Source organism: Streptomyces sp. NBC_00691, from assembly GCF_036226665.1.
Lineage (GTDB): Bacteria > Actinomycetota > Actinomycetes > Streptomycetales > Streptomycetaceae > Streptomyces.
The window spans coordinates 3,386,480-3,411,962 of sequence record NZ_CP109007.1 but is presented as its reverse complement, the minus strand read 5'-3'; the positions used below and the strand labels follow the sequence as shown (position 1 = coordinate 3,411,962).

Here is a 25,483-nt window from a genome sequence, read left to right as displayed (position 1 = left end):
GGGATGAGGATGAAAGAGAGCGGAACGGTATGAAAAGAGCACGAGGCTACGCTTCCGTAACCTACGGCGTCGTAAGTATGGCAGCGCCGTGGCGCGCGGCAAGGGGGCACAAGAGGGCCCTGCCCTCCGACCACAATGTGGACACCTATCCTGGGTGCGTCGGACAGCGCGGTCCGCAAGCCTCCAGAACCCCTCCAGACGTGCTCAAACACTGCAAGGAGCCGCACCTGTGAGCAGTGCCGACCAGACCCCCACCGCCAGCGCCGAGCTGCGCGCCGACATCCGCCGACTGGGCGATCTCCTCGGCGAGACACTCGTCCGCCAGGAGGGCCACGAACTCCTCGACCTCGTCGAGCGGGTCCGCGGCCTCACCCGCGAGGACGGCGAAGCCGCCGCCGAGCTGCTGCGCGGCGTCGAACTCGAGACCGCCGCCAAGCTGGTACGCGCCTTCTCCACGTACTTCCACCTCGCGAACGTCACCGAGCAGGTCCACCGCGGCCGCGAGATGCGCGAGAAGCGCGCCGCCGAGGGCAGCCTCCTCGCCCGCACCGTCGACATGCTCAAGGACGGCGACCCCGAGCACGTCCGCGAGACGGTCAAGAACCTCAACGTCCGTCCCGTCTTCACCGCGCACCCCACCGAAGCCGCCCGCCGCTCCGTCCTCAACAAGCTGCGCCGCATCGCCGCGCTCCTGGAGACGCCGGTCATCGAGGCCGACCGGCGCCGCCACGACCTGCGGCTCGCCGAGAACATCGACCTCATCTGGCAGACCGACGAACTCCGGGTCGTCCGCCCCGAGCCCGCCGACGAGGCCCGGAACGCCATCTACTACCTCGACGAGCTGCACGCCGGCGCCGTCGGCGACGTCCTGGAGGACCTCGCCGCCGAGCTGGAGCGCGTCGGCGTCGAACTCCCCGCCGGCACCCGCCCGCTCACCTTCGGCACCTGGATCGGCGGCGACCGCGACGGCAACCCCAACGTCACCCCCCAGGTGACCCGGGACGTCCTGATCCTCCAGCACGAGCACGGCATCACCGACGCCCTCGAACTCGTCGACTACCTGCGCGGACTCCTCTCCAACTCCATCCGCTACGCCGGGGCCACCCAGGAACTCCTGGACTCCCTCCAGCGCGACCTGGAACTCCTCCCGGAGATCAGCCCCCGCTACAAGCGCCTCAACGCCGAGGAGCCGTACCGCCTCAAGGCCACCTGCATCCGGCAGAAGCTCGTCAACACCCGCGAGCGCCTCGCCTCCGGCACCCCCCACCAGGACGGCCGCGACTACCTCGGCACCGCCGAGCTCGTCCACGACCTCACCCTGATCCAGACCTCGCTGCGCGAGCACCGCGGCGCGCTCTTCGCCGACGGCCGGATGGACCGCACCATCCGCACCCTCTCCGCCTTCGGCCTCCAGCTCGCCACCATGGACGTCCGCGAGCACGCCGACGCCCACCACCACGCCCTCGGGCAGCTCTTCGACCGCCTCGGCGAGGAGTCCTGGCGGTACGCCGACATGCCGCGCGACTACCGGCAGAAGCTCCTCGCCAAGGAGCTCCGCTCGCGCCGCCCGCTGGCCCCGACGCCCGCCCCGCTCGACGCCGCCGGACAGAAGACCCTCGGTGTCTTCCACACCATCAAGGAAGCCTTCGAGCGCTTCGGCCCCGAGGTCATCGAGTCCTACATCATCTCGATGTGCCAGGGCGCCGACGACGTCTTCGCCGCCGCCGTCCTCGCCCGCGAGGCCGGTCTGATCGACCTCCACGGCGGCTGGGCCAAGATCGGCATCGTGCCGCTCCTGGAGACCACCGACGAACTCAAGGCCGCCGACGTCATCCTCGACGGCATGCTCGCCGACCCCTCCTACCGGCGCCTCGTCTCGCTCCGCGGCGACGTCCAGGAGGTCATGCTCGGCTACTCGGACTCCTCCAAGTTCGGCGGCATCACCACCAGCCAGTGGGAGATCCACCGGGCCCAGCGGAGGCTCCGCGACGTCGCCCACCGCTACGGCGTGCGGCTCCGCCTCTTCCACGGCCGCGGCGGCACCGTCGGCCGCGGCGGCGGCCCCTCGCACGACGCGATCCTCGCCCAGCCCTGGGGCACCCTGGAGGGCGAGATCAAGGTGACCGAGCAGGGCGAGGTCATCTCCGACAAGTACCTGATCCCGTCCCTGGCCCGCGAGAACCTCGAACTGACCGTCGCCGCCACCCTGCAGGCCTCCGCCCTGCACACCGCGCCGCGCCAGTCCGACGAGGCCCTGGCCCGCTGGGACGCGGCCATGGACACCGTCTCGGACGCCGCCCACACCGCGTACCGCGAACTCGTCGAGGACCCCGGCCTGCCGGCGTACTTCCTCGCCTCCACCCCCGTCGACCAGCTCGCCGACCTGCACCTGGGCTCACGGCCCTCCCGCCGCCCCGGCTCCGGCGTCTCCCTCGACGGACTCCGCGCCATCCCGTGGGTGTTCGGCTGGACCCAGTCCCGCCAGATCGTCCCCGGCTGGTTCGGCGTCGGCTCCGGCCTCAAGGCCCTGCGCGAGGCCGGCCTCGAAGCGGTCCTGGGCGAGATGCACGAACACTGGCACTTCTTCCGCAACTTCCTCTCCAACGTCGAGATGACGCTCGCGAAGACCGACCTGCGGATCGCCCGCCACTACGTCGACACCCTCGTCCCCGACGAGCTCAAGCACGTCTTCGACACCATCGAGGCCGAGCACGCGCTGACCGTCGCCGAGGTCCTCAGGATCACCGGCGGCGAGAAGCTCCTGGACTCCAACCCGGTGCTCCAGCAGACCTTCGCCATCCGCGACGCCTACCTGGACCCGATCTCCTACCTCCAGGTCGCCCTGCTCGCCCGCCAGCGCGGCGCCGCCGAGCGCGGCGAGGAGCCGGACCCGCTGCTCGCGCGGGCCCTGCTGCTCACCGTGAACGGCGTCGCGGCGGGCCTGCGCAACACCGGCTGACGCCCTGCCGCACGCAGGAAGGTGCCCCCGTGGAGATTCCTCCACGGGGGCACCTTCACGACGGGGTACGCCGGTACCGCCTAGTGCTGCTGGGCCTTGCGACGCCGGGTCACCAGGAACGCGCCGGCACCCGCGAGGGCCACGGCGACGGCGGCGAGCACGCCGACGGGGGCGCTGGAGCCGGTCTCGGCGAGGTCACCACCGGTACTGCCGGTGCTGCCCGTGCCACCGCTGCCGGGGGTGGTCCCGGACGCGGACGGCGACTCGGTGCCACCGGGGGTCTCGGAGGCGCCGGGGGTCTCCGAGGAACCCGGGACGGTCTCCGACGGAGCGGGGCTCTCGGTACCGGGGGTCTCCGTGCCCGGGGTCTCGGTACCGGGGGTCTCCGTGCCGGGAGTCTCGGTACCGGGGGTCTCCGTGCCGGGCGTCTCCGTGACGGGAGGCGTGGTCTCGGAGACGGGGGTGGCCGGGCAGGTGTGGGACAGGTTGAACCAGCCCTGCTTGACCGGGGCGGAGACCTCCGCCGAGGCGGCGATCAGCTTGGCGCCCGGCTCGGAGCTCACGTAGGCGTGCTTGTCGCTCGGCGGGCCGAAGGCCGTGATGGTCTGGACGCCACCCGGCTGGAACTCCACCGTCAGCTTGGTGAAGACGGCGGAGTCGCCCTTGCCGCTGCCCGGCAGCACGAAGTGCCAGCCGTCCTTGCCGGCCGGCACGGTCGGGCAGTCGCCCTTCTCGCCGAACTCCCCGGCGGTCAGGGGAAGGTCCTTGATCTGGTGCAGCGGCAGCGGCTTGGGCTGGGGGGCCTCCGACGCGACGGCCACCGGGGCCAGAACGAGGGGACCTGCCATCGCCGCGACAAGAACGGCGGCGGGTATGAGAGAACGTCGCATGTGCAGTCGTCCATCTTCGGGTGAGGGATGCCGTGGGGGGTGGCAGGAGGGCAGACTATCCCTCGCCTCATGCCGGCCCTACCTCAGTGCCCCATAACGATCACGCCAGGAACCGGTGGAATCGGGTCATCGCCCTCAGAGCGCGAAGAACGCCGCCACGAGCAGCGCCGCGCCCGCCCCCGCCGCCGACCACGCCGTCCTCGGCAGCCGCAGCCCGCCACCGATCAGCGGCGCCGCGAGCAGCAGCGCCCCGCCCAGCGGCAGCCACGCGTGCAGACCGCCGCCCCAGCCCGTCCGTACGCCCTCGTCCGTGCCCGGCTTCACCACCACCGGGATCGTCACGCCCCGCTCCGCCGCCACCGAACGCGCGATCGTCAGCGTCCGGCGGGTCGAGGAGGCGTCCTCCGGGGTGTAGCGGCCGCTGCACGTGTCGTCGGTGCAGCCGGTGACCGTCAGCGTGCCGTGCTCCCGCCCCTTGGCGAGCAGGACGTGCTGGGCCGAGTTCCAGGAGGCCCAGGCGCCCGCGACCACGAGAAGGAGGGCGACCAGGGCCATGGCGGCGTTACGGACGTGCGTCATGACCCGCGATCGTACAGTCGTACCGCGAGTGTCCCGCCGGCCTCAGGAGTTATAGGCGGACTGCGCCCGCTCCAGACCCTCCGCCACCAGGCACTCCACCGAGTCCGCCGCCCGGTCCACGAACCAGTCCAGATCCTTGCGCTCCGCCGACGAGAAGTCCTTCAGAACGAAGTCCGCCACCTGCATCCGGCCCGGCGGACGGCCGATCCCGCACCGCACCCGGTGGTACTCCGCGCCCATCGACTTCGTCATCGACTTCAGACCGTTGTGCCCGTTGTCGCCGCCACCGATCTTCAGCCGCAGCACCCCGTAGTCGACGTCCAGCTCGTCGTGGACCGCCACGATCCGCGCCGTCGGCACCTTGTAGAAGTCGCGCAGCGCCGTCACCGGGCCACCCGACAGGTTCATGTACGACATCGGCTTCGCGAGCACCACCCGACGGCTCGCCGGTCCCGGCGGGCCCAACCGGCCCTCGACGACCTGCGCCTGAGCCTTCCCGGCCCGCTTGAACGAGCCCCGCATCCGGTCGGCGAGCAGGTCCACCACCATGAACCCGATGTTGTGCCGGTTGGCCGCGTACTCGGGCCCGGGGTTGCCGAGGCCGACGATCAGCCAGGGCGCGTTCGCGTCGTCGGTCATCTGCGTCGGGTCTCCTCGTCCAGATACGTCCACATACGAAAAAACGGGGTGACGGGCCGTGCGGCCCGTCACCCCGTCACGTCAAGCAGAGCCTACGGCTCAGGCCTCGTCGCCCTCGGTGACCTCGGCCTCGGCGGCCGGCTCCTCGGCCTGCGCGGCCAGGACCTGGAGGACGACGGCGTCCGCGTCGGTCACCAGGGTCGAGCCCTTGGGGAGGGTGATGTCCTTGGCGAGGACGGAGGAACCGGCCTCCAGGCCCTCCACGGACACCGTGACGGACTCGGGGAGGTGGGTGGCCTCGGCCTCGATGGAGAGGGTGCTCAGCACGTGCTCGAGCAGGTTGCCACCGGCGGCGAGCTCGCCCTCGGCCTGGACCGGGATCTCGACGGTGACCTTCTCGCCGCGCTTGACGAGCAGCAGGTCGACGTGGACGAGGTAGCCCTTGATGGCGTCACGCTGGACGGCCTTCGGGATCGCCAGCTCGTTCTTGCCGTCGACGTCCAGGGAGAGCAGGACGTTCGGCGTGCGCAGCGCCAGGGCCAGCTCGTGGGCCGGAAGGGTCACGTGCGACGGCTCCGAGCCGTGGCCGTAGACGACGGCGGGAACCTGGCTGGCGCGGCGGATCGCACGGGCGGCGCCCTTGCCGAACTCGGTACGGACGGCAGCGGCGAGCTTGACCTCGGACATGGTGCACTCCTCGTAGAAAGGTGACGACAAATGTGGTCACCCGGCCACGACTGGCGATGGCCTGCTACGAAGAGCGCGTCGATAACGGACCGCCGTGACCCTGTACAGACGTACGGGTACGGCCTCCCTCGCCGAGCAACTCCGGCAGTCTACCGGCCCACCGCCCTACCACCCAATTCGATCACCGAAACCCCCGGAACACGGCGGAGGGCCGCTCCCCCGAACGGGGAACGGCCCTCGTGCCTACCGAGCGGCTACGGCTCAGTGCTCCTCGAAGAGGCTCGTCACCGAACCGTCCTCGAACACCTCGCGCACCGCGCGCGCGATCGTCGGCGCGATCGACAGCACCGTGATCTTGTCCAGCTCCAGCGCGCCCGGCACCGGCAGCGTGTCCGTGAACACGAACTCGCTCACCTTGGAGTTCTTCAGGCGGTCCGCGGCGGGGCCCGAGAGGATGCCGTGCGTGGCCGTCACGATGACGTCCTCCGCGCCGTGCGCGAACAGCGCGTCGGCGGCGGCGCAGATCGTGCCGCCGGTGTCGACCATGTCGTCCACCAGGACACAGACGCGGCCCTTCACGTCACCGACGACCTCGTGCACGGTGACCTGGTTGGCGACGTCCTTGTCACGGCGCTTGTGCACGATCGCCAGCGGCGCGTCCAGCCGGTCGCACCAGCGGTCGGCGACCCGCACGCGGCCCGCGTCCGGGGAGACGATCGTCAGCTTGGAACGGTCGACCTTCGCACCCACGTAGTCCGCCAGCACCGGCAGCGCCGACAGGTGGTCCACCGGGCCGTCGAAGAAGCCCTGGATCTGGTCCGTGTGCAGGTCCACCGTCAGGATGCGGTCCGCGCCGGCCGTCTTGAGCATGTCCGCGACCAGACGCGCCGAGATCGGCTCACGGCCGCGGTGCTTCTTGTCCTGACGGGCGTAGCCGTACGACGGGATGATCACGGTGATGCTCCGGGCCGAGGCCCGCTTCAGAGCATCGATCATGATCAGCTGCTCCATGATCCACTTGTTGATCGGAGCCGTGTGGCTCTGGATCAGGAAGCAGTCCGCGCCACGGGCCGACTCCTGGAAGCGGACGTAGATCTCACCGTTGGCGAAGTCGAACGCCTTGGTCGGAACGAGGCCGACGCCCAGCTGGTGCGCGACCTCCTCGGCCAGCTCGGGGTGGGCGCGGCCGGAGAAGAGCATCAGCTTCTTCTCGCCGGTCGTCTTGATCCCGGTCACAGCACTGTCTCCTCAGACGTGTTGTCTGGCCGCGTTCCACGAGCTGTCGTGCGCGTGTGCGAGCCAGCCGAATTTGTGTGCACGTATCACGGTACGCCGAGTTCGACGTACCTGTTTCCGGTCAGCTTTCGCCGGCGGAGTCCCCCGTGGCGGCCTGAGCGGCCTGAGCGGCAGCGCTGCCGGGACGCTTCCGGGCCACCCAACCCTCGATATTCCGCTGCTGGCCCCGGGCGACGGCGAGCGAGCCGGCCGGGACGTCCTTCGTGATCACGGACCCGGCGGCGGTGTACGCGCCGTCCCCGATCGTGATGGGAGCCACAAACATGTTGTCCGAACCGGTCCGGCAGTGCGATCCGATCGTGGTGTGGTGCTTGGCCTCACCGTCGTAGTTCACGAAGACGCTCGCGGCACCGATGTTCGAGTAATCGCCGATCGTCGCGTCGCCCACGTACGACAGATGGGGGACCTTGGTGCCCTCGCCGACCGTCGCGTTCTTCATCTCGACGTACGTGCCGGCCTTGGACTTCCGGCCGAGGTTCGTGCCCGGACGGAGGTACGCGAACGGCCCCACGGAGGCGCTCTCGCCGATCACGGCGGAGTCGGCGACGGTGTTGTCCACCCGGGCGCCCTTCTCGACGCGGGTGTCCTTCAGACGCGTGTTCGGGCCGACCACGGCGTCCTCGCCGATGTGCGTCGCCCCGAGGAGCTGCGTACCGGGCAGGAGGACGGCGTCGGGCTCGAAGGTCACGGTGACGTCCACGAAGACGGACGCGGGGTCGACCACGGTCACACCGGCGAGCATGGCCCCCTCGATCAGCCGCCGGTTCAGCAGGGCGCGGGCCTCGGCGAGCTGCACGCGGTTGTTGATCCCGAGGATCTCGCGGTGGTCGACGGCCACGGAGGCGCCGACACGGTGCCCGGCCTCGCGCAGGATGCTCAGCACGTCGGTGAGGTACTCCTCGCCCTGGCTGTTGTCCGTGCGGACCTTGCCGAGGGCGTCCGCGAGCAGCTGCCCGTCGAAGGCGAACACGCCGGAGTTGATCTCGCGGATGGCGCGCTGCTCGTCGGAGGCGTCCTTGTGCTCCACGATCTCGGTCACGGCCCCGGTCGCCGGGTCCCGCACGATCCGCCCGTACCCGGTGGAGTCCGGGACCTCGGCGCTCAGCACGGTGACGGCGTTGCCGTCGGCGGCGTGGGTGTCGGCGAGGGCGCGCAGCGTCTCGCCGGAGAGCAGCGGGGTGTCGCCGCAGACGACGACCACGGTCCCCTCGGGCGTCTGCCCGAGCTCCTCCAGGGCCATCCGCACGGCGTGCCCGGTGCCGTTCTGCTCCTCCTGGACGGCGGTGCGGGTCCCGGCGTAGTGCTCCTCCAGGTGCCCCTTCACCAGCTCGCGGGCGTGCCCGACGACCACGACGAGGTGCTCGGGCTCCAACTCCCGGGCGGCGGACACGACGTGCCCGACGAGCGAGCGCCCGGCGATCTCGTGGAGGACCTTGGGGGTCTTCGACTTCATGCGGGTGCCCTCACCCGCTGCGAGGACGACGACGGCTGCCAAGGGGGCCTCCCCTGTTCGAGCGGAGCCGAGAACTTGGGGGCGGTTGGCGCTCACGGGAATGCCCTTCGGCTTTGTGTGGTGGACGCACGAAGGATACCGGGGGGCAAGGGGGCGGACATGAGTGCGGGTCCTGACCGTCATGGTCAGGACCCGAACCAAGCGCGCTCCCCTGCCAGGACTCGAACCCGGACATAGGACTCCAAAGGTCCCAGTGCTGCCGATTACACCACAGGGGATGGCGTAAGCTGCCAAAACGGACATACTGTCAGCCCGTTGGCCTGATGGCCTCCACTATGCCGTACCAGGTGCCCTCGATGCGACGGTACAAGTGGCAGCCGGCGGCCACTCGGACGATCAGGCATCCCCGGTAGTCGGCCCCGGTGTTCTTCCGGACGGTCTTCGGATTGTGCTTCTTGAGCGTCGTCTTCTGCAGCTCCGTGCGGGGGATCCCGGCGAGGTCTGCCCAGTACTCCTCCGCTCCGCTCACGTCGGCGGACTCGTGGATCATCACCCGGAACCGGAGCCGCTCGCGTGGGATCTGCAAGAGGTCGAGCCATGCCAGGTAGACGCCGATGACTCCGGGGTCGCTGTTGATGAAGGTGACGGTTTCATCGCGCCGGTAGGGCTTGCTCTTGGAGCCTTCCGCCCAGTACAGGGCCACGCCGGCGAGGAAGAGTTCTCTTGCGCTGAGGGCTCCGACTGCCCCCTCGGCCTCGCGAACGGCTGTGAGGCGCGCGGCCTCACGGAGAGGGCTTTCGTGGGCCCATCGCTTCAGCGCGGCTTCCCTGCCCTGCTCGGCGGGGGTGCGGTGGTCGACTTTCGGTAGATCCCTGACCCAAAGCGAGATCGAGCTCTTGGAGCAGCCCAGCTCGACCTGAATCTGGTCGTAGGTCATGCCCTGGAGGCGGAGCTCCCTGGCGCGGTCCCGGAGGTCGTCCTTCGCGTTCGGGCGTTTCGTCCACTCGGGTGCGGGCTCCCCCTTCACCAGGCGGTGGAGGAGGTCGTTGTTGTGGATCCGCAGCCGGTCGCGGATCTGGCGGAGGCTGAGGCCCTCGCGGCGGAGGGCGACGGCCTGCTCCCGCAGGCCCTCGAAGTCGGCGTACCGGCTCGTTTCGGCTGTCATACCCACACCGTCGTCCGGAATGCGGACGTCCGGGTCGAAAGCCTGGCCTGTTCGACAGTTCGAGGGACTGGTGTCCGCAGCGTTGACGTGAGGACCCGCCCGTAGGGTGGTGGTCATGACCGTGACGGGGGCAGACCGGGGCGCCGAGGGCGTCGGGAGATGGTGGTGGTGGGGGAGACGGCGGAGCGCCGTTCTCGACGGGGGGCTCGCCCTCGTGTCCGCCGTCGAGTGCGGGTTCGAAGGGGTGCGGTTCGCCGAGCAGGCCTCGCTGCCCGTGCCCGTGGGCATGCTGTTCGGGCTGCTCGTCGGGTCCGTGCTGCTGGTGCGGCGCCGGTGGCCCATCGGGGTCGTGCTCGTGTCGATCGCCGTGACGCCCGCCGAGATGGGCTTCCTCATGGGGATCGTCGGGCTGTACTCGCTCGCCGCCTCCGAGGTGCCCCGGCGGATCACCGCCCTGCTCGCCGGCATGTCGACGGTCGCCGTGTTCGTGGTGACGGCGGTGCGGATGCGGCAGGACGTCGCCCGGGCCGACATCGACCCCAGCGGCTGGTACGTGCCCGTCGTCTCGCTCTTCATGACGCTCGGGCTCAACGCGCCGCCGTTGCTCTTCGGCCTGTACATAGGGGCGCGCCGCCGGCTCATGGAGAGTCTGCGGGAGCGGGCGGACAGTCTGGAGCAGGAGCTGTCGCTGCTGGCGGACCGGGCCGAGCAGCGGGCGCAGTGGGCGCGGCAGGAGGAGCGGACGCGGATCGCCCGTGAGATGCACGACGTGGTGGCGCACCGGGTGTCGTTGATGGTGGTGCACGCGGCGGCCCTGCAGGCGGTGGCCCTGAAGGATCCCCAGAAGGCCGTGCGGAACGCCGCCCTGGTGGGGGACATGGGGCGGCAGGCGTTGACCGAGCTGCGGGAGATGCTGGGGGTGCTGCGGGAGGGGGCCGCTCCGGTGGCCCCCGCTCCGGTGCCGCTGGCGGCCGTCGGGCGGGCCGCCGCCGCTGCCGCCGAGGCGGCCGCCGAGGACGGGCCTCGTCTGGACGCGCTGGAGGGGCTGTGCGAGCAGTCCCGGCTCGCGGGGACGGTGGTGAAGCTCGACGTCGTGGGTGACGCGCGGCGCTATCTCCCGGAGGTGGAGCGCACGGCGTACCGGGTGGTGCAGGAGGCGTTGACCAACGTGCACAAGCACGCGGTGGGCGCCGAGGTGGTGGTCCGGCTCGCGCACCGGGAGGCGGAGGTCGCGATGCAGGTGGAGAACGGACCCTGTCCCTCGGACGCGGGCGCCGCCGATGTGGGGCTGCCGAGCGGCGGGAACGGGCTCGTCGGCATGCGGGAGCGCGTGCTGCGGCTCGGCGGGGTGTTCGTCTCCGGGGCGACCGAGGCCGGGGGGTTCAAGGTGTCGGCTGTGCTGCCGACGGTCACCCCGCCGTCAGGCGGGTCGGCTGCGCGCCCGTGACGAGGGTGGAGAGCGCCGTGTCGATGTCCTTGCCGAGGTACCAGTCGCCGGCGTGGTCGAGGCTGTAGACCCGTCCTTCCATGTCCATGGCGAGGATCGCCTGGTGGTCGCCCTCCTCGCCGAGCGGTGCGAGTTCCGTGTCCAGGGCGCGGCCGAGGTCGGCGAGGGTGCGGGAGAGGTGGAGTCCGGCGAGCGGGTCGAAGCGGACGGCCGCGGGCGCTATCTGGCGGCCGTGGCCGGGTGCGGTGATCCGCAGTCCGCCGAATTCGGCCCAGGCCTCGACGACGGCGGGGAAGACGCTGTGCCGGTGTCCGGCGGGGGAGAGGTGGGCGCGGAGGGTGTCGGCCCATTCTTCGGCGAGCTTGATGTCCCAGCGGCCGGGCTGCCAGCCGGCTTCGCGGAGGGCGGCGTCGACGTTGACCGGGAACCGGGTGGTGCTGAGGTGGTCGGGCATAGGGGTGCGGTCAGCCGTTCTCGACAGGCGTGGTGGGGTCGACGGTGCGGACACCGAAGTGGGCGAGCATCGCCGTACAGGAGCGGCAGGGTGCGGCGTAGCTGCCGTGCAGGGGGTCGCCGTCCTCGCGGATGTGCCGTGCGGTGAGCTTGGCGTGCTTGAGGGAGCGGCGGGCCTCGCCGGGGGTGAGCGGTTTGCGCTGGGCGCGCTTGGAGCGGGCGTTCTCGGTGGCGGTGAGGTGCCGGGAGAGCAGGATCGCCTCGGGACATCGTCCGGTGAAGCGTTCGCGCTGCCCGCTGGTGAGGGTGTCCAGGAAGTCCTGGACGAGGGCGTGCAGGGCGGGTGGCCGGTCGCCGCGGCCGGCGGTGCAGGTGAGGGCCGTCTCGCCGCGGACGGAGAGGGCGGCCCCGACGGTGGGGAGGATGCCGTCGCGGCGCTGTAGCAGTAACGGCGCGCGCGTGGTGTCGGCGCTGCTGCTCCAGTTGAGGCGTGGGTCACCCTGTGTGGGCGTCGGTGCTGTGTGCATGGTGCTGGTCTTCCCCTCCTGCAATCCCCCGAGTTGCGTGGACAGCCTGCCAAATAGGGAGCCATATGGGGAAGCTGGGGCGCTGAAACGCGGCTTCGGTGTGTCGGAATCATGGTGCACCTGTCATGGCGTCGTGACAGTTGGTCACCGCCGGATCGGGCCGGTTCGGGCTCTTGTGGCAGCGCATAGGCTGTGCGGCATCAGTCAGGAGCAGCCGTCGGCTGCGGGTAGTAGCAGTCAGCGACGCCAGTGCAGGGGGCAACCGCCATGACGACAGGTCGGCTCGGGCAGGACACCGCGCCACCGAACGCGGCCTATGCCGGGCAGGTCGTGCACTTCCCGGACCCGGTCCGGGCCTCCCGGCACCCGCGAGGGGTGCGGGTGGACGAGTTCGGTCACCCGGACTTCTCGCCGTACGCGCGCGCGGCGGCGGAGATCGCCGACCCGCCGGAGGGCTTCGGCGTCGACGAGCTGCGGCTCACGGACTACGTGTCGGCGAACGCGGCGATGGCGGCGACCGGTCATGAGCTGTGGGACACGATCCCCTCGGTGGCGACGCCGCACGGCTGGACCTGGCATCACGTGGCCCGCAGTCGCCGGATGGAGCTGGTCCCGGTCGAGGTGAAGGCGTTGCTGCGCCATCACGGCGGGGTGGCGACAGCCGCCGTGGACCACACGAAGCGGGGCACCCGCCCGTTGCAGGAGACCCGGCCGGCGCACTTCGGGCTGCCGAAGGGCCTGGTGTCGGTGTCGGAGCAGCAGCTCCAGGGTGTCGAGGAGGATCTCGGCTACCGGCTCCCGGGGGCGTACCGCTCCTTCCTGCGGGCGGCCGGCGGGTGCGCTCCGGTGGGTGCGGCGCTCGACGCGGAGCTGGGGCTCCTGGTCGACCAGCCGTTCTTCACGGTGCGGGAGGAGGCGGGGGTCAACGACCTCGTCTATGTCAACAAGTGCCTCCGTGACCATCTGACCAAGGACTACCTGGGTGTGGCGTTCGTCCAGGGCGGTCTGATCGCGCTGAAGGTGCGGGGTGAGGGGGTCGGTTCGGTGTGGTTCTGCGCGTACGACGACGCCCGGGACTCCGGCGAGGTGGCGGCCGGCTGGTCGGTGGGTGAGCGGGTGCAGCGGCTGCTGCTTCCGTGTGGTGCGGACTTCGACGTGTTCCTCCAGCGGCTCGCGGGCAATCCGCCGGAGCTGGAGACGGTGGCGAACCTGATGGTGGACGGTGGCTTCGCGCGCGCGGTGCCGGTCGTCCCGGTGGGGGAGTGAGTGGGCTGTGGTGACGTTCGCGCAGGCGCAGGAGCGCGCCGAGGAATGGATCAACGGCGACCTGCCGTCGTATCAGCACCGTGAGGTGCGGGTGCGGGAGTTCGAGCTGGGGTTCGTGGTGTGGGCGGAGGACCGCGAGGGCGGTCCGACGTCGGACGGCGGGCGTCAGCGGCTGGTGATCGCCCGGGACAGTGGTGAGGCGACGCTGTGGCCGGGTCTGCCGGTGGGTGAGGTGATCCGCCGGTACGAGGAGGAGTACGGGACGTCGGAGGAGGTTCCGGCGCAGGCGGCCGTACCGGCGGCGCGGATCGATCTGAACCAGACGTCGTTCCTGCTGAGTCCGCCGGAGTGGCTGCAGGACGCGGCGGACCGGATCGGGCTGCCGAAGCAGCCGAACGCCTCGCAGGAGGGCGGGGGTTCGTCGTCCGCGATGGACGACGCGTCGGAGCCGGTGGCGGCGGGGGAGTCGGGGCCCTCGGTGTCGGTGGCCTCCTCTTCCTCCTCGTCGGCGTCGGAGGGCGCGGGCGTGTCCGTGGGGACGGGTGCCGCGTACGAGCCGACCGCGATGGACGGGGTTCCGGCGGAGACGCCGGGTGCGGCTCCGGCCTCCGGGGCGCCGGTCGCGCAGGCTCCCGCCGCGGGGTCTGTCGCTCCGGCGGCGCCCGTGGCCCCTGGGGTGCCTCCGGTCGGGCCTCCGGTCGTGCCTCAGGCTCCGGCCGCACCGGCGCCCGTACCCGCGCGGACTCCGCCGCCCGCGCCGAGTCCGTGGGCCGATGCCAACGCGAGTTCCGGTGGTGCGGACGGGGCGGTGCCGCTGCCCGCGACGGTGTTCGCGCCCGCGCTGTCGGGGACGGACGACGAGGACGCCCCGCCGCCGCAGGTGGGTGCCGACGCGCCGACCGCCCTGATGAAGGGTGGTAGCGCGCTGCCCCCGACCGCCGTGGCGCCCCGGCTCGACCCCGCCGCGCCGCCGCCGGGCGCCGCTACGGCGGGCCCGCCCGCACCGGCCCCCGCCGCGCCGCACGCCCCGGCGCCCGCGCAGGCCGCCGGTCCGGGTGCGCCGCCGCCCGCGCCCTCGGCGCCCGGCGCCCGGGACATCGCGGACGCGGCGACCAGCAAGGCCGCCCTGTCCCCGAAGAGCGGGCGGGGCCCCGCGTCGCCCCCGCCGCCGCCGGGAGCTCCCGGTGTCCCCGGTGCCTCGTCGGGTGGCAACGCCTACATCCCCACCCAGCTGGTGGCGCAGCTCGGGCCCGAGGGGCCCAGGCCGCCCGCGCAGCCGGGTCCGCCCGGTCCGCCGCCCGCTCCGGCCCCGCCCGGTCCGCCGACGCCGCCGCAGCCCGTGCACCACGCGGCCACGATGCTGGCGCACCCGAACCAGGGCGGTCCGGGCGCGCCTCCGCCGCCCCCGCCGCCGCCGGGTGTGCCCGGCACGCCCGCGGGCGGGATCGAGCACGCCGCGACGATGCTGGCCCATCCGGGTCCGGCCGGTCCGACGGCGCCGCAGCCCCCGGGGCCGCCGGCTCCGCCGCCGCCGCTGCACGGTGGTCACGCGCCGCCGCCCGCACCGGGGCCCGTACCCGGGCAGGTTCCGGGGCCCGGCCCGGTGCCCGGGGCCGTACCGCCCGCGTACGGGTATCCGCGGCCGGCGGGTCAGCCGACGGTCGGTCCCGGCTATCAGGCGGTGCTGCGCTATCGCGCGCCGGACGGTTCCGAGGCGCAGATCATCCGGCGTTCGGCGCCGGGCACCCCGCATCCGGAGTGGCAGATCCTGCACGAGCTGCGCGCGATGAACGTGCCGCCGCAGCAGGTGCTCGAACTCCACACGGAGCTGGAGTCCTGTGAGCTGCCCGGCGGTTACTGCGCGCGGATGATCCGGGAGACCTGGCCGCAGGCGCGGATCACCAGCATCGCCCCGTACGGCCGTGATCACGCGGGCCGTCAGCAGGGCATGCGGCAACTCCTCACGCATCAGGGCGAGTTGCATCAGGTGGCGGACGGTCCGGCGCGGCCTGCGCCGGTGCGGGCGCCGCTGCCGCAGGTGCAGCCCGCCCCGCCGGTCCCGCCGGAGGCGATCGCGCAGGAGCTGGCCGGGGCGTTCGGTCCCGGCGTCCTCCGCTTCGACCAGCGCGCCGTGTCGCGGCAGGGCGTGCCGGAGCTGGTGGCGCGCACGCTGGTGTGGGCGGGTCTGCCGGCGGACTTCGGGCCGTTCTTCTGGGCGCAGCCCGCGGTGCCGGTGGTGCCGACGCTGGCGGAGCTGGCGGCGCAGCGGCAGGTGCAGTCCGCGCCGGACGCCAGCTCGTACCTGGTGCTCGGTTCGGACTTCGGCCGGGCGATCTGCGTCCAGTACGGGACCGCGCACATCGTGGCGGTCCCGGTGGAGGCCGGTCCCGGCGGGCAGCCGGTGCCGCCGCAGTTCGTGAACACGGGGCTGCCGGAGTTCACGCGCGCGATGGCGCTGCTCGGCCGGATGTGGCGGCTGCGGTTCGGGCTGAACCCGGAGCAGGCGGGCCGCTGGACGGTCGACTTCCAGGCGCAGCTGGCGATGCTGGACCCGGCGGCGCTGTCGTCGCCGGAGAACTGGTGGTCGGTGCTGCTCGAGCAGATGTGGGACGGGCTTCTGTAGGAGGTGGGGCCGGGGTTTCCCGCCGGTGCCGCTGGACAGACTCTGCTGGACAGAATGTGATGAAAGGCGCTCGACGTGTATGCACGTTGGGCGCCTTTTGTCCGTTCTTATGCAGCATCCTGGACGTTCGGGTCGGGCACAGGGAAGGGGCGCCAGGGATGAGTTTCGCTGTCGGACGGGGGCGCGGGTATCGGCCCGAGCAGGTCGACCGCCATCTCGCCGCGCTCTCCGAGGACCGTGACGGCGCCTGGGAGCGGGCGGCGCGGCTGACCGTCCTCGCGAAGGAGATGGAGGCCGAGGCGGCCCGGCTGCGCGCGGCCGTGGAGGCGCTGGTGCCGCACCGGTACGAGTCCCTCGGCGACCGGGCGGGGAAGATCCTGGAGCTGGCGGAGCGGGAGGACGAGTCGCTCGTACGGGACGCCGAAGCGGCGGCGCAGTCCCTCGCGGCGGCGGCGGAGGAGGCGGGCCGGGAGGCGGCGGAGGCGGCGCGGGCGTACGCGGAGGGCGTCCGGGCGGCGGCCGAGGCGACGGCGGGGGCGACCCTGGCGACGGCGCGGACACGGGCCGAGGAACTGACGGCGGAGGCGCGGCGCGAGGCGGAGGAGCGGCTGACCGCGGCGCGGGAGGTCTTCGAGGAGACCGAGCGGCGCGCGGCGGACCTCCTCGCGGAGCAGGACGCGGAGCAGAAGGCCGTACGGGAGGAGGCCGAGCGCGCGGCGGAGGGCGGGGCGGCCGCCCTGGACGCCCACCACGGGGAGCTGACCACCGCGGCGGAGGCGCGGCTCGCGGAGGCGCGCCGCTCCCTCGCCGAGACCGAGGAACAGGCCCGGCACGGCCAGGAGGACGCGGAGGCGCGCGCGGGCGGGCTGCTCGCCGAGGCCCGGATGAGGGCGGAGCGGGTCGAGCGCGAGACCGAGCGGGTGCTGCGGGAGCACGAGGAGGCCCGGGACGAGATCCACGGGCACATGGACCACATCCGCGACTCGCTGGCGGCGCTGACGGGGCGCGGGGGTTCGGACCCCGCTCGGGAGGAACCGAGCCCGGACGCGGACGCCGACGCCGACGCACCGGAGGCCGACGCACCGGACGCCCACCCGTCGTAGGCCGGCCCGTCGAGGCCGAAGCCGCCGTCCCCGCGAGCGATCTAGGCTTCTCGCCGTGCTGATGAAACTGACGGCGGTCAACCTCGACTGCGCCGACCCGCTGGCCCTCGCCGACTTCTACCACCGGGCCACGGGGTGGCCGCTCCATCCGCGCTCGGACGGGGAGTTCGCCGGAGTCGGCGGCGGCGAGGACGGGCCGGTCCTCGGTTTCCAGCGGGTCGACGAGCACCGGCCGCCGACCTGGCCCGGCCGGGAGGTGCCGCAGCAGCTGCACCTCGACTTCGACGTCGACGACCTGGACGAGGCGGTGGCCCGGCTCGTGGAGTGGGGCGCGACCGTCCCGGAGGCCCAGCCGCGTCCCGACCTGTGGCGGGTGGTCCTGGACCCGGCGGGGCACCCGTTCTGCCTCTCGCCCCGGAAGCGGCCGGGCGCGTGATCCGGGCCGATGGTGGCCGAAGGGCGACCGTCGGCCGGCCTCCCCCCTCCACGGGAGGAACGCACACCCGCACGTCTCACGGACGCGCGGCCGCCGTCGAGCGGCGGTCGCCGTCACCGTCGCGACCCGCCACGTCGGTACGGGCGCCTGGAGGGACCCGCGCCCCGGCCCCGGACCGTGGCACCCCGCCCAGCGAGGGCCTCGGGTGTCGCGGTCAGGCGGGGTCGTCCCCCGGTGCCTCCTTGAGGACCGGGAAGCGGCGGGGCGCCAGGGTCAGGAGGACCAGCAGCGCCAGTGCTGCCGCGGCCGCCGCGCCCACGAAGACGTAGTCGACCGCCGCGTCGACCGCGTGCCGCAGGCCGTCCATCGCCCCGGCCGTCAGGGAGCCGGGCGCGTCGAGCGCGCGGGCCAGGGTGTCGAGGTCGCCGCCGCCCAGGCGGGCGGCGAGGACGCCGTTCGCCACGGCCCCGAACAGGGCCGCGCCCACGCTCTGGCCGACCTGGCGGCAGAAGAGGACCGAGGCCGTCGTCGTGCCCCTCTCCTCGTACGGGACGGTCGACTGCACGCCCACGATCAGCGGCAGTTGGAAGAGGCCGAGGGCTCCGCCCAGGAGCAGCATGATCAGTGCGGGCTGCCAGGGCTCTCCGGGGAAGGGGAGGAACGGGAACGCCAGGAGCAGGAGCAGGGCCAGCGAGATGCCGATGACCGCGGTGAGCCGGAAGCCGATCCGGCCGTAGATCCGGTTCGAGAACGCCGCGCTGATGGGCCAGCTCAGGGTCATCACCGAGAGGACGAACCCGGCCGCGATCGGCCCGAGGCCCAGGACGGACTGGGCGTAGGTCGGCAGGAAGACCGTGGGGGCGACCATGAGCAGGCCCAGCGCGCCCAGGGCGAGGTTGACGGCGGATATCGTGCGGCGGCGCCAGACCCAGCCGGGGATGACCGGGTCCGCCGCGCGCCGCTCGACGGCCACCGTCACCGCGCCCAGGACGGCCGCTCCCGCCAGCAGGCCGAGCGACGGGGCCGACAGCCAGGGCCAGGCGACACCGCCCTGGACCAGGGCGGTGAGGAGCAGGGCCCCGGTGGCGAAGATGGCGAGCGCGCCCGCCCAGTCGATCCGTACGCGCGCGCGGGGGGCGGTGCGGGCCGGTTCCTTCAGGTGCCGGACGATCAGCCAGAGGGCCACCGCTCCCACCGGCAGGTTGATCAGGAAGATCCAGCGCCAGTCCGCGTACCCCGCGAGGAGTCCGCCGGCCGCCGGGCCGGCGACGGAGGAGGCGGCCCACACGGAGGAGAGCTTCGCCTGGATCTTGGGGCGTTCCTTCAGCGGGTACAGGTCGGCGGCGATCGTCTGGATCGTGCCCTGGAGCGCGCCGCCGCCGAGGCCCTGGACGACGCGGAAGGCGATGAGGGAGGCCATGTTCCAGGCGGCCGCGCACAGCAGGGAGCCGATGAGGAAGAGGACGACCCCGGCGACCAGGACCGGCTTGCGGCCGAAGGTGTCGCTGAGCTTCCCGTACACCGGCAGGGTGACCGTCACGGCGAGCAGATAGCCGGAGAACAGCCAGGAGAAGACGGCGAGTCCGCCGAGGTCGCCGACGATCTGGGGGACGGCGGTGGACACGATGGTGCCGTCGATGGCGGCGAGACCCATGCCGAGCATGAGGGCGGCCACGACGGGGCCGCGGCGGTGGGCCGCCGGCGGGCCGGGTGGGGCGGCGGTGGCTCCGGCCTTTCCGGCGGGGGTGCCCGCCGGTGTCGTGGAGGACTCGGTCACCGCAAGAACCCTTTCTTCGTACACCTAAATGTTCGCTCGACAGGGTCTCACCCGTACCCGAGGTGGAGGAAGCCCCCGAGGCTCTCCCTTCCCCGGCGCGTGCCTCCGGGAGATCCGTGCCCCTGACCCGCACATCGGGGATCTCCCCGATGGCGCGGCCGGGCGCGGACGACGACGATGCACCGCATGACCGAACCCGCCCTGCCCGCGCCGACCGGGTCGCATCCGGTCGGCACCACGTCGGTGCACCTCCAGGACGCCTCCCGCCCCGACCCGTGGGTCGCGGAGGTGCCGACGCGCGAGCTGATGATCACGATCTGGTACCCGGCCGCGCGCCCGTCCGGTCCGCGCGCCCCGTACCTGACCCGGACCGAGGCGGTGGAAGTCCTGGCCGGGCGGTCCGTGGGCGTCGCGCCCGACGTGCTGAGCTCGGTGCGCACCCACGCCTTCCCCGACGCCCCACCCGCCCCCGCATCGCGCGGACTGCCGCTGGTCCTCCTCTCGCCGGGCTTCACCCGGCCCCGCGCCACGCTCACCTCGATCGGCGAGGACCTGGCCAGCCACGGCTATGTCGCGGTCGCGATCGACCACACCTACGAGACCGCGGCCACCGCCTTTCCCGACGGCCGGGTGGCCGTCTTCGCCCTCGGCCACGGGTTCGCGCGCACCCCCGAGTTCTGGCGCAAGGTGAAGACCGGCCGTGCCCGCGACGCCTCCTTCGTGCTGGACCGGCTGCTCGGCGGCGACCCGCCGTGGGAAGGCGCGGCCGGGCTGGCCCCGGACCGGATCGGCATGGCCGGACACTCCGCGGGCGGCGCGGCCACGATCGCGGCGATGGTCGCGGACGAGCGCATCCGCGCGGGCGTCGACGTGGACGGCAGCACCGACTCCCTGATCCCGGACACCGGCCTGGACCGCCCGTTCCTGTTCCTCGGCCGGGACGGCCAGTACGCCCCCGGCGACGGTCCCGCCGCGGACACCTGGGCCCGGGACTGGCCCCTGCTGACCGGCTGGAGGCGCTGGCTGGTCGTCGCGGGCGCCAAGCACCCGTCCTTCACCGATCTCGGCCTGCTGGCCGACCAGCTCGGCATGCCGCTCGGCGCGGCCACCTCGGGGCTGCGCACCACGGCGATCACCCGCACCTGTCTGCGCGCCTTCTTCGACCAGCACCTGCGCGGTGCCCCGCACGGAGCCTTCGACCGGCTGAGCGCGGACCACCCCGAGGTGCGGTCCTGCGGCCCGGTCACGTGACGCCGCGTCCGCGCGGGACGATCACCTGGGTATGTTCCTCTTCGCGGCGCGAATCGAAAGAGTGTGCGCGCCGCGTTTCGGGAGGGAATTCATGCGTACACCTCTGTTCCGGCGACTGGCCTCCACGGCCGTCGCCCTGGGACTCGGCTCGCTCGGCCTGCTCGGCGCGGGAGCCGCGCCCGCGCAGGCCGCGGGGAACGGCTGCCCCACGGGCTACTTCTGCGCCTGGGGGAACACCGGCGCCACGGGGCCGATGTTCAAGACGCAGTCGAGCAAGGCGACGCTGGGCACGTGGGACGACAAGTTCCGCCTGATCATCAACCGGACCCCCGGGTTCGCCTGCACCTTCAACCAGCCGAACTACGAGGACGGCGCCGGGCGGTACGCGAACGAGGGCTACACGACCAGCATCGCCAGCCGTTCCGTCAGCTCGGTGAAGATCGTCCGCACGATCCGGGAGTGCGAGGGGCCCGCGTACCCGTACTGGATCTCGGACACCTCGCCCAGGGCCGCCGGATTCGGGGACCTGAACGGCGACCGGCGGGCGGACGTCCTCGTCCGCGACCTGGTCGGACGGCTGTGGTTCCTGCGGGGCGACGGCAGCGGCACGCTGGTCGGCTCCGGCGGCTGGAACATCTTCGACACCATGGTCCGGCACGGCGACTTCAGCCGTGACGCCCGCGAGGACGTGATCGTCCGCGAGAAGGCCACCGGCAAGCTGTGGCTCTACCCCGGCACCGGGACCGGCGGTCTCGGCACGCGCAAGCTGCTCGGCGCCGGCGGCTGGAACTCCATGAGCCGGATCGCCGCCTTCGGCGACCTGACCGGCGACGCCCGGTCCGACCTGCTCGCGGTGGAGAAGGCCACCGGCAGGCTGTGGCTGTACCCGGGCACCTCCACCGGCACGCTGGGCGCGCGCAAGCTGCTCGGCAAGGGTGGCTGGAACGGGATGAACGCCCTGGTGGGCGTCGGCGACATGAACGGCGACGGCCGGGCCGACCTCTACGCCCGCGAGGCGTCGACGGGCAAGCTCTGGCTCTACCCGGGCAAGGCCGGCGCGCTCGGCTCGCGCGTCCTGGTCGGCAGCGGCGGCTGGAACGGCATGACGATGCTCATCGGCAACGGCGACTGGTCGGGCGACGGTCGTCCCGATCTCATCGCGACGCAGGTCGAGTCCCGGATGCTGTACCGGTACGCGGGCACGGGCACGGGCCGCCTCGGAGCGGGCGACAGGCTGGGCGGCGGCGACTGGTGGGACCTGAACGGGGCCTTCTGAGTGAGCCGAGGGCCTCCACCTGAAGGTGGAGGCCCTCACGCGTGTCCGGACGCGGCCGGGAAGCGCCGAGAGGGAGGTCGGAGGCACGGCGGCCCCGGCCCCAGGCGCGGTCGGCGCGGTCGGCGGTGCGGTGGCGGGGGCGCCCCGGGTGGACGTCCCTTAGGGGGATCTCCCCCATACGGCCCAGGGGCCGTTCGTCCCGGCGGAGGAGGAGAAGTCCGGTCCCCGCTCCTTAACTTGAACTTACAAGCCACCCACCGCACCACTCACCGCTCCGAGGAGAAAACCGTGACCACGGCTGTGACCATCCCCAGGCACGGGGGTACTGGAGGGCGTACGGCCGTCGCCGCGCGGGCGCGTCAGGTCGTCAAGGCGTACGGCTCCGGGGAGACCCGGGTCGTCGCGCTGGACTCCGTCGACGTCGACATCGCCCGCGGACAGTTCACCGCGATCATGGGACCTTCGGGTTCCGGCAAATCGACCCTGATGCACTGCCTCGCCGGCCTCGACACCGTCACCAGCGGCGAGATCTTCCTCGACGAGACCGAGATCACCCGGCTCAAGGACAAGAAGCTCACCCAGCTGCGCCGGGACCGGATCGGCTTCATCTTCCAGGCGTTCAACCTGCTGCCGACCCTGAGCGCCATCGAGAACATCACGCTGCCGATGGACATCGCCGGCCGCAAGCCCGACGCCGAGTGGCTGCGCCGCGTCGTCGACACCGTCGGTCTCTCCGAGCGGCTCAGGCACCGCCCGAACGAACTCTCCGGCGGCCAGCAGCAGCGGGTGGCGGTGGCCCGCGCCCTCGCCGCCCGGCCCGAGATCATCTTCGGGGACGAGCCGACCGGAAACCTGGACTCGCGGGCGGGCGCCGAAGTCCTCGGCTTCCTCCGCACCTCGGTCGACGAGCTGGGCCAGACGATCGTCATGGTCACGCACGACCCGGTCGCCGCCTCCTACGCGGACCGGGTCCTCTACCTCGCCGACGGCCGGATCGTGGACGAGATGCTCCGGCCGACCGCCGACGCCGTCCTCGACCGCATGAAGGACTTCGACGCGCGCGGGCGGACGTCATGAGCGTCCTCAAGACCTCACTGCGCAACTTCTTCGCGCACAAGGGACGCATGGCACTGTCCGCCATCGCCGTCCTGCTCTCCGTCGCGTTCGTCAGCGGCACCCTGGTGTTCACCGACACCATGAACACGACGTTCGACAAGCTCTTCGCGTCGACCGCCTCCGACGTCACCGTCAGCCCCAAGGACGCGGCGGTCGAGGACGGGTCCTCGCAGTCCGGCCGCCCCGAGTCCTTCCCCGCCTCGCTCGTCGAGCAGGTCCGCAAGGTCGAGGGCGTCCAGGCCGCGCAGGGCGCGGTCATCTCGACCAGCGTCACCGTCGTCGACGCGAAGAACAAGAACGTCGGCCCCACCAGCGGCGCGCCGACCATCGCCGTCAACTGGAGCGCCAACGAACTCCGTTCGGTGGAGATGGCCTCCGGCCACGAGCCGCGCGGTCCCACCGAGGTGGTCGTCGACGGCGACACCGCCGAGAAGCACGGCCTGAAGCTCGGCGACGAGCTGCGGACGATCTCCGTCGCCGGTGACTTCACCGCGAGGATCTCCGGCATCGCCGAGTTCAAGGTCACCAACCCGGGCGCCACCGTCGTCTACTTCGAGACGCCCACCGCGCAGCGTGAACTCCTGGGCAAGGAAGGCCTGTTCACCCAGATCACGGCCGACGCCGCGCCCGGCGTCAGCGACGATGCGCTCAAGCGGGACATCGCCGCCTCCATCGGCGCGGACTACAAGCTGCAGACCGCCGCCGAGGCCGCCGACGCGGGCCGCGAGGACGTCGCCGGATTCCTCGACGTCATGAAGTACGCGATGCTCGGCTTCGCCGGAATCGCCTTCCTCGTCGGCATCTTCCTGATCGTCAACACCTTCTCGATGCTGGTCGCCCAGCGCACCCGCGAGATCGGCCTCATGCGGGCCATCGGCTCCAGCCGCCGGCAGGTGAACCGCTCCGTCCTCATCGAGGCGCTGCTCCTCGGTCTCTTCGGCTCCGTCGCCGGAGTCGCCGCGGGGGTCGGACTCGCCGTCGGACTGATGAAGCTCATGTCCGCGATCGGCATGGAACTCTCCACCGACGACCTCACCGTCACGTGGACGACCCCGGTCGTCGGCCTCGTCCTCGGCATCGTCGTCACCGTCCTCGCCGCCTACATCCCGGCCCGCCGCGCCGGGAAGATCTCCCCGATGGCAGCGCTCCGCGACGCGGGAACCCCCGCCGACGGCAGGGCCGGACGGATCCGCGGCGGCCTCGGCCTCGCCCTCACCGCCGCCGGAGCGGCCGCGCTCGTGGCGGCGTCCCGCGCCGAGGAAGCGGGCCCCGGCTCGCTCTGGCTCGGTCTCGGCGTCTTCCTCTCCCTCCTCGGCTTCGTCGTCGTCGGCCCGCTCCTCGCCGGCGGAGTCGTCCGCGCCCTGGGCGTCGTCGTCCTGCGGATCTTCGGTCCGGTCGGCCGGATGGCCGAGCGGAACGCGCTCCGCAACCCCCGCCGCACCGGCGCCACGGCCGCGGCCCTGATGATCGGCCTCGCGCTCGTCGCCGCCCTGTCGGTCGTCGGCTCCTCGATGGTCGCCTCGGCCACCGACGAGCTGGACCGGTCCGTCGGCGCCGACTTCATCGTGCAGTCCGGCACCGGGCAGCCGATCGTCCCGCAGGCCCAGGCGGCCCTGGAGAAGGCCCCCGGGATCGACCACGTCAGCGAGTACAAGTGGGTCGACGCCACCGTCACCGACCCGCGCGGGAAGACCACGAAGGCCGACCTGGCCGCCACCGACCCGTCGTACATGAAGGACCTGCGCCGCGAGACGACCGCCGGCACCCTCGCCGACGCCTACGGCAAGGGCGCGATGTCCGTCGGCAGCGACTACGCCACCGAGCACGGCGTGAAGCTCGGCGACGTCCTGACCCTCGCCTTCAAGGGCGGCGAGAAGGCGAAGCTCAAGGTCGCGGCGATCACGGCGGACACCGGCCAGGTCGACAAGGGGGCGATGTACATCAACGTCAGCACCCTCGCCGAGTACGTCCCCGCCGACCGCATGCCGCAGAGCCTGCTCCTGCTCGCCAGCGCGAAGGACGGCCAGGAGACCCAGGCCTACCAGGCCCTCAAGGACGCGCTCGCGCCGTACCCGCAGTACAAGGTCAGCAACCAGGCCGACTACAAGGAACAGCTGCAGGACCAGGTCGGACAGCTGCTCAACATCGTGTACGGGCTTCTCGCCCTGGCGATCGTCGTCGCGATCCTGGGTGTCGTGAACACCCTGGCCCTGTCGGTCGTCGAGCGGACCCGGGAGATCGGCCTCATGCGGGCCATCGGCCTCTCGCGCCGCCAGCTGCGCCGCATGATCCGCCTGGAGTCGGTGGTGATCGCCCTGTTCGGCGCGCTGCTCGGCCTCGGCCTGGGCATGGGCTGGGGCACCGCCGCCCAGAAGCTGCTCGCCCTGGAGGGCCTCGGGGTCCTGGAGATCCCCTGGTCGACGATCCTGACGGTCTTCGTCGGCTCGGCCTTCGTGGGTCTGTTCGCGGCGCTGGTCCCGGCGTTCCGCGCGGGCCGGATGAACGTCCTGAACGCGATCGCGAGCGAGTAGCGAGGTCGC

Annotated in this window: 20 protein-coding genes and 1 tRNA gene; 10 read left to right on the top strand and 11 right to left on the bottom strand. The window is 72.4% G+C overall.

Features of this window, described 5'->3' with window-relative positions; genetic code table 11:
* Positions 1-229 precede the first annotated feature (229 nt).
* A complete protein-coding gene (gene ppc, locus OG392_RS15230; protein WP_329279603.1) occupies positions 230-2,959 on the top strand; it encodes a phosphoenolpyruvate carboxylase in 2,730 nt (909 codons plus the stop codon).
* An 80-nt stretch (positions 2,960-3,039) separates the two neighbouring features.
* On the opposite strand, the gene OG392_RS15225 is transcribed toward ppc, so the two are convergent.
* From OG392_RS15225 to OG392_RS15190, 8 genes are all read right to left on the bottom strand, one after another.
* Positions 3,040-3,807, bottom strand: a complete 768-nt coding sequence (locus OG392_RS15225; protein ID WP_329279600.1) for an LPXTG cell wall anchor domain-containing protein — start codon at positions 3,805-3,807, stop codon at positions 3,040-3,042.
* A gap of 177 nt (positions 3,808-3,984) precedes the next feature.
* Complete coding sequence (locus OG392_RS15220; RefSeq protein ID WP_329279598.1) at positions 3,985-4,428, bottom strand: hypothetical protein; 444 nt, start codon at positions 4,426-4,428, stop codon at positions 3,985-3,987.
* 42 nt (positions 4,429-4,470) lie between these two features.
* Positions 4,471-5,067: an aminoacyl-tRNA hydrolase gene (gene pth / locus OG392_RS15215; RefSeq protein ID WP_329279597.1), complete on the bottom strand. Its 597-nt coding sequence runs from the start codon at positions 5,065-5,067 to the stop codon at positions 4,471-4,473.
* Positions 5,068-5,166: 99 nt separating this feature from the next.
* Positions 5,167-5,754 (bottom strand): 50S ribosomal protein L25/general stress protein Ctc, encoded by a 588-nt coding sequence (locus OG392_RS15210; RefSeq protein ID WP_329279595.1) that lies wholly within the window; start codon positions 5,752-5,754, stop codon positions 5,167-5,169.
* Between the two features lie 261 nt (positions 5,755-6,015).
* Positions 6,016-6,990 (bottom strand): ribose-phosphate diphosphokinase, encoded by a 975-nt coding sequence (locus OG392_RS15205; RefSeq protein WP_030315367.1) that lies wholly within the window; start codon positions 6,988-6,990, stop codon positions 6,016-6,018.
* Positions 6,991-7,111: 121 nt separating this feature from the next.
* On the bottom strand, positions 7,112-8,599 hold the full coding sequence (gene glmU / locus OG392_RS15200; protein ID WP_443054782.1) for a bifunctional UDP-N-acetylglucosamine diphosphorylase/glucosamine-1-phosphate N-acetyltransferase GlmU: 1,488 nt from the start codon (positions 8,597-8,599) through the stop codon (positions 7,112-7,114).
* A gap of 110 nt (positions 8,600-8,709) precedes the next feature.
* Positions 8,710-8,781, bottom strand: a tRNA-Gln gene (locus OG392_RS15195).
* A 29-nt stretch (positions 8,782-8,810) separates the two neighbouring features.
* Positions 8,811-9,668, bottom strand: a complete 858-nt coding sequence (locus OG392_RS15190) for a hypothetical protein (RefSeq protein ID WP_329287282.1) — start codon at positions 9,666-9,668, stop codon at positions 8,811-8,813.
* A gap of 115 nt (positions 9,669-9,783) precedes the next feature.
* On the opposite strand from OG392_RS15190, the gene OG392_RS15185 reads away from it, so the two are divergent.
* The gene (locus OG392_RS15185; RefSeq protein WP_329279590.1) at positions 9,784-11,115 is read left to right on the top strand and encodes a sensor histidine kinase; all 1,332 of its coding nucleotides are present in this window, start codon (positions 9,784-9,786) and stop codon (positions 11,113-11,115) included.
* Here OG392_RS15185 and OG392_RS15180 read toward each other — a convergent pair.
* Positions 11,078-11,569, bottom strand: a complete 492-nt coding sequence (locus OG392_RS15180) for an SUKH-3 domain-containing protein (protein WP_030315362.1) — start codon at positions 11,567-11,569, stop codon at positions 11,078-11,080. The two genes, OG392_RS15185 and OG392_RS15180, sit on opposite strands and share 38 nt — an antisense overlap.
* Positions 11,570-11,579: 10 nt before the next feature.
* Positions 11,580-12,095, bottom strand: coding sequence for a YwqJ-related putative deaminase (locus OG392_RS15175; protein WP_329279587.1), 516 nt, complete (start codon positions 12,093-12,095; stop codon positions 11,580-11,582).
* A gap of 267 nt (positions 12,096-12,362) precedes the next feature.
* Here OG392_RS15175 and OG392_RS15170 point away from each other — a divergent pair, with 267 nt between their 5' ends.
* The 4 genes from OG392_RS15170 (at position 12,363) to OG392_RS15155 (ending at position 17,523) form a co-directional block, all read left to right on the top strand.
* Positions 12,363-13,361, top strand: a complete 999-nt coding sequence (locus OG392_RS15170; RefSeq protein ID WP_329279584.1) for an SMI1/KNR4 family protein — start codon at positions 12,363-12,365, stop codon at positions 13,359-13,361.
* A gap of 7 nt (positions 13,362-13,368) precedes the next feature.
* The gene (locus tag OG392_RS15165) at positions 13,369-15,984 is read left to right on the top strand and encodes an SUKH-4 family immunity protein (RefSeq protein WP_329279582.1); all 2,616 of its coding nucleotides are present in this window, start codon (positions 13,369-13,371) and stop codon (positions 15,982-15,984) included.
* A 158-nt stretch (positions 15,985-16,142) separates the two neighbouring features.
* On the top strand, positions 16,143-17,087 hold the full coding sequence (locus tag OG392_RS15160) for a cellulose-binding protein (RefSeq protein WP_329279580.1): 945 nt from the start codon (positions 16,143-16,145) through the stop codon (positions 17,085-17,087).
* A gap of 61 nt (positions 17,088-17,148) precedes the next feature.
* Positions 17,149-17,523 carry a VOC family protein gene (locus OG392_RS15155; protein ID WP_329287281.1) on the top strand — a complete coding sequence of 125 codons (375 nt, stop codon included), beginning with the start codon at positions 17,149-17,151 and terminating at the stop codon, positions 17,521-17,523.
* Between the two features lie 214 nt (positions 17,524-17,737).
* Here the strand turns inward: OG392_RS15155 and OG392_RS15150 are convergent, their stop codons facing one another.
* Positions 17,738-19,300 (bottom strand): MFS transporter, encoded by a 1,563-nt coding sequence (locus tag OG392_RS15150; RefSeq protein WP_329279578.1) that lies wholly within the window; start codon positions 19,298-19,300, stop codon positions 17,738-17,740.
* A gap of 186 nt (positions 19,301-19,486) precedes the next feature.
* On the opposite strand from OG392_RS15150, the gene OG392_RS15145 reads away from it, so the two are divergent.
* The 4 genes from OG392_RS15145 (at position 19,487) to OG392_RS15130 (ending at position 25,474) form a co-directional block, all read left to right on the top strand.
* Positions 19,487-20,551: an alpha/beta hydrolase family protein gene (locus OG392_RS15145; protein ID WP_329279576.1), complete on the top strand. Its 1,065-nt coding sequence runs from the start codon at positions 19,487-19,489 to the stop codon at positions 20,549-20,551.
* A gap of 91 nt (positions 20,552-20,642) precedes the next feature.
* Positions 20,643-21,827: an FG-GAP-like repeat-containing protein gene (locus OG392_RS15140; protein WP_329279574.1), complete on the top strand. Its 1,185-nt coding sequence runs from the start codon at positions 20,643-20,645 to the stop codon at positions 21,825-21,827.
* Between the two features lie 288 nt (positions 21,828-22,115).
* On the top strand, positions 22,116-22,904 hold the full coding sequence (locus OG392_RS15135) for an ABC transporter ATP-binding protein (RefSeq protein ID WP_329279572.1): 789 nt from the start codon (positions 22,116-22,118) through the stop codon (positions 22,902-22,904).
* A complete protein-coding gene (locus OG392_RS15130; protein WP_329279569.1) occupies positions 22,901-25,474 on the top strand; it encodes an ABC transporter permease in 2,574 nt (857 codons plus the stop codon). The genes OG392_RS15135 and OG392_RS15130 overlap by 4 nt, the downstream gene beginning before the upstream one ends.
* Positions 25,475-25,483: the final 9 nt, after the last annotated feature.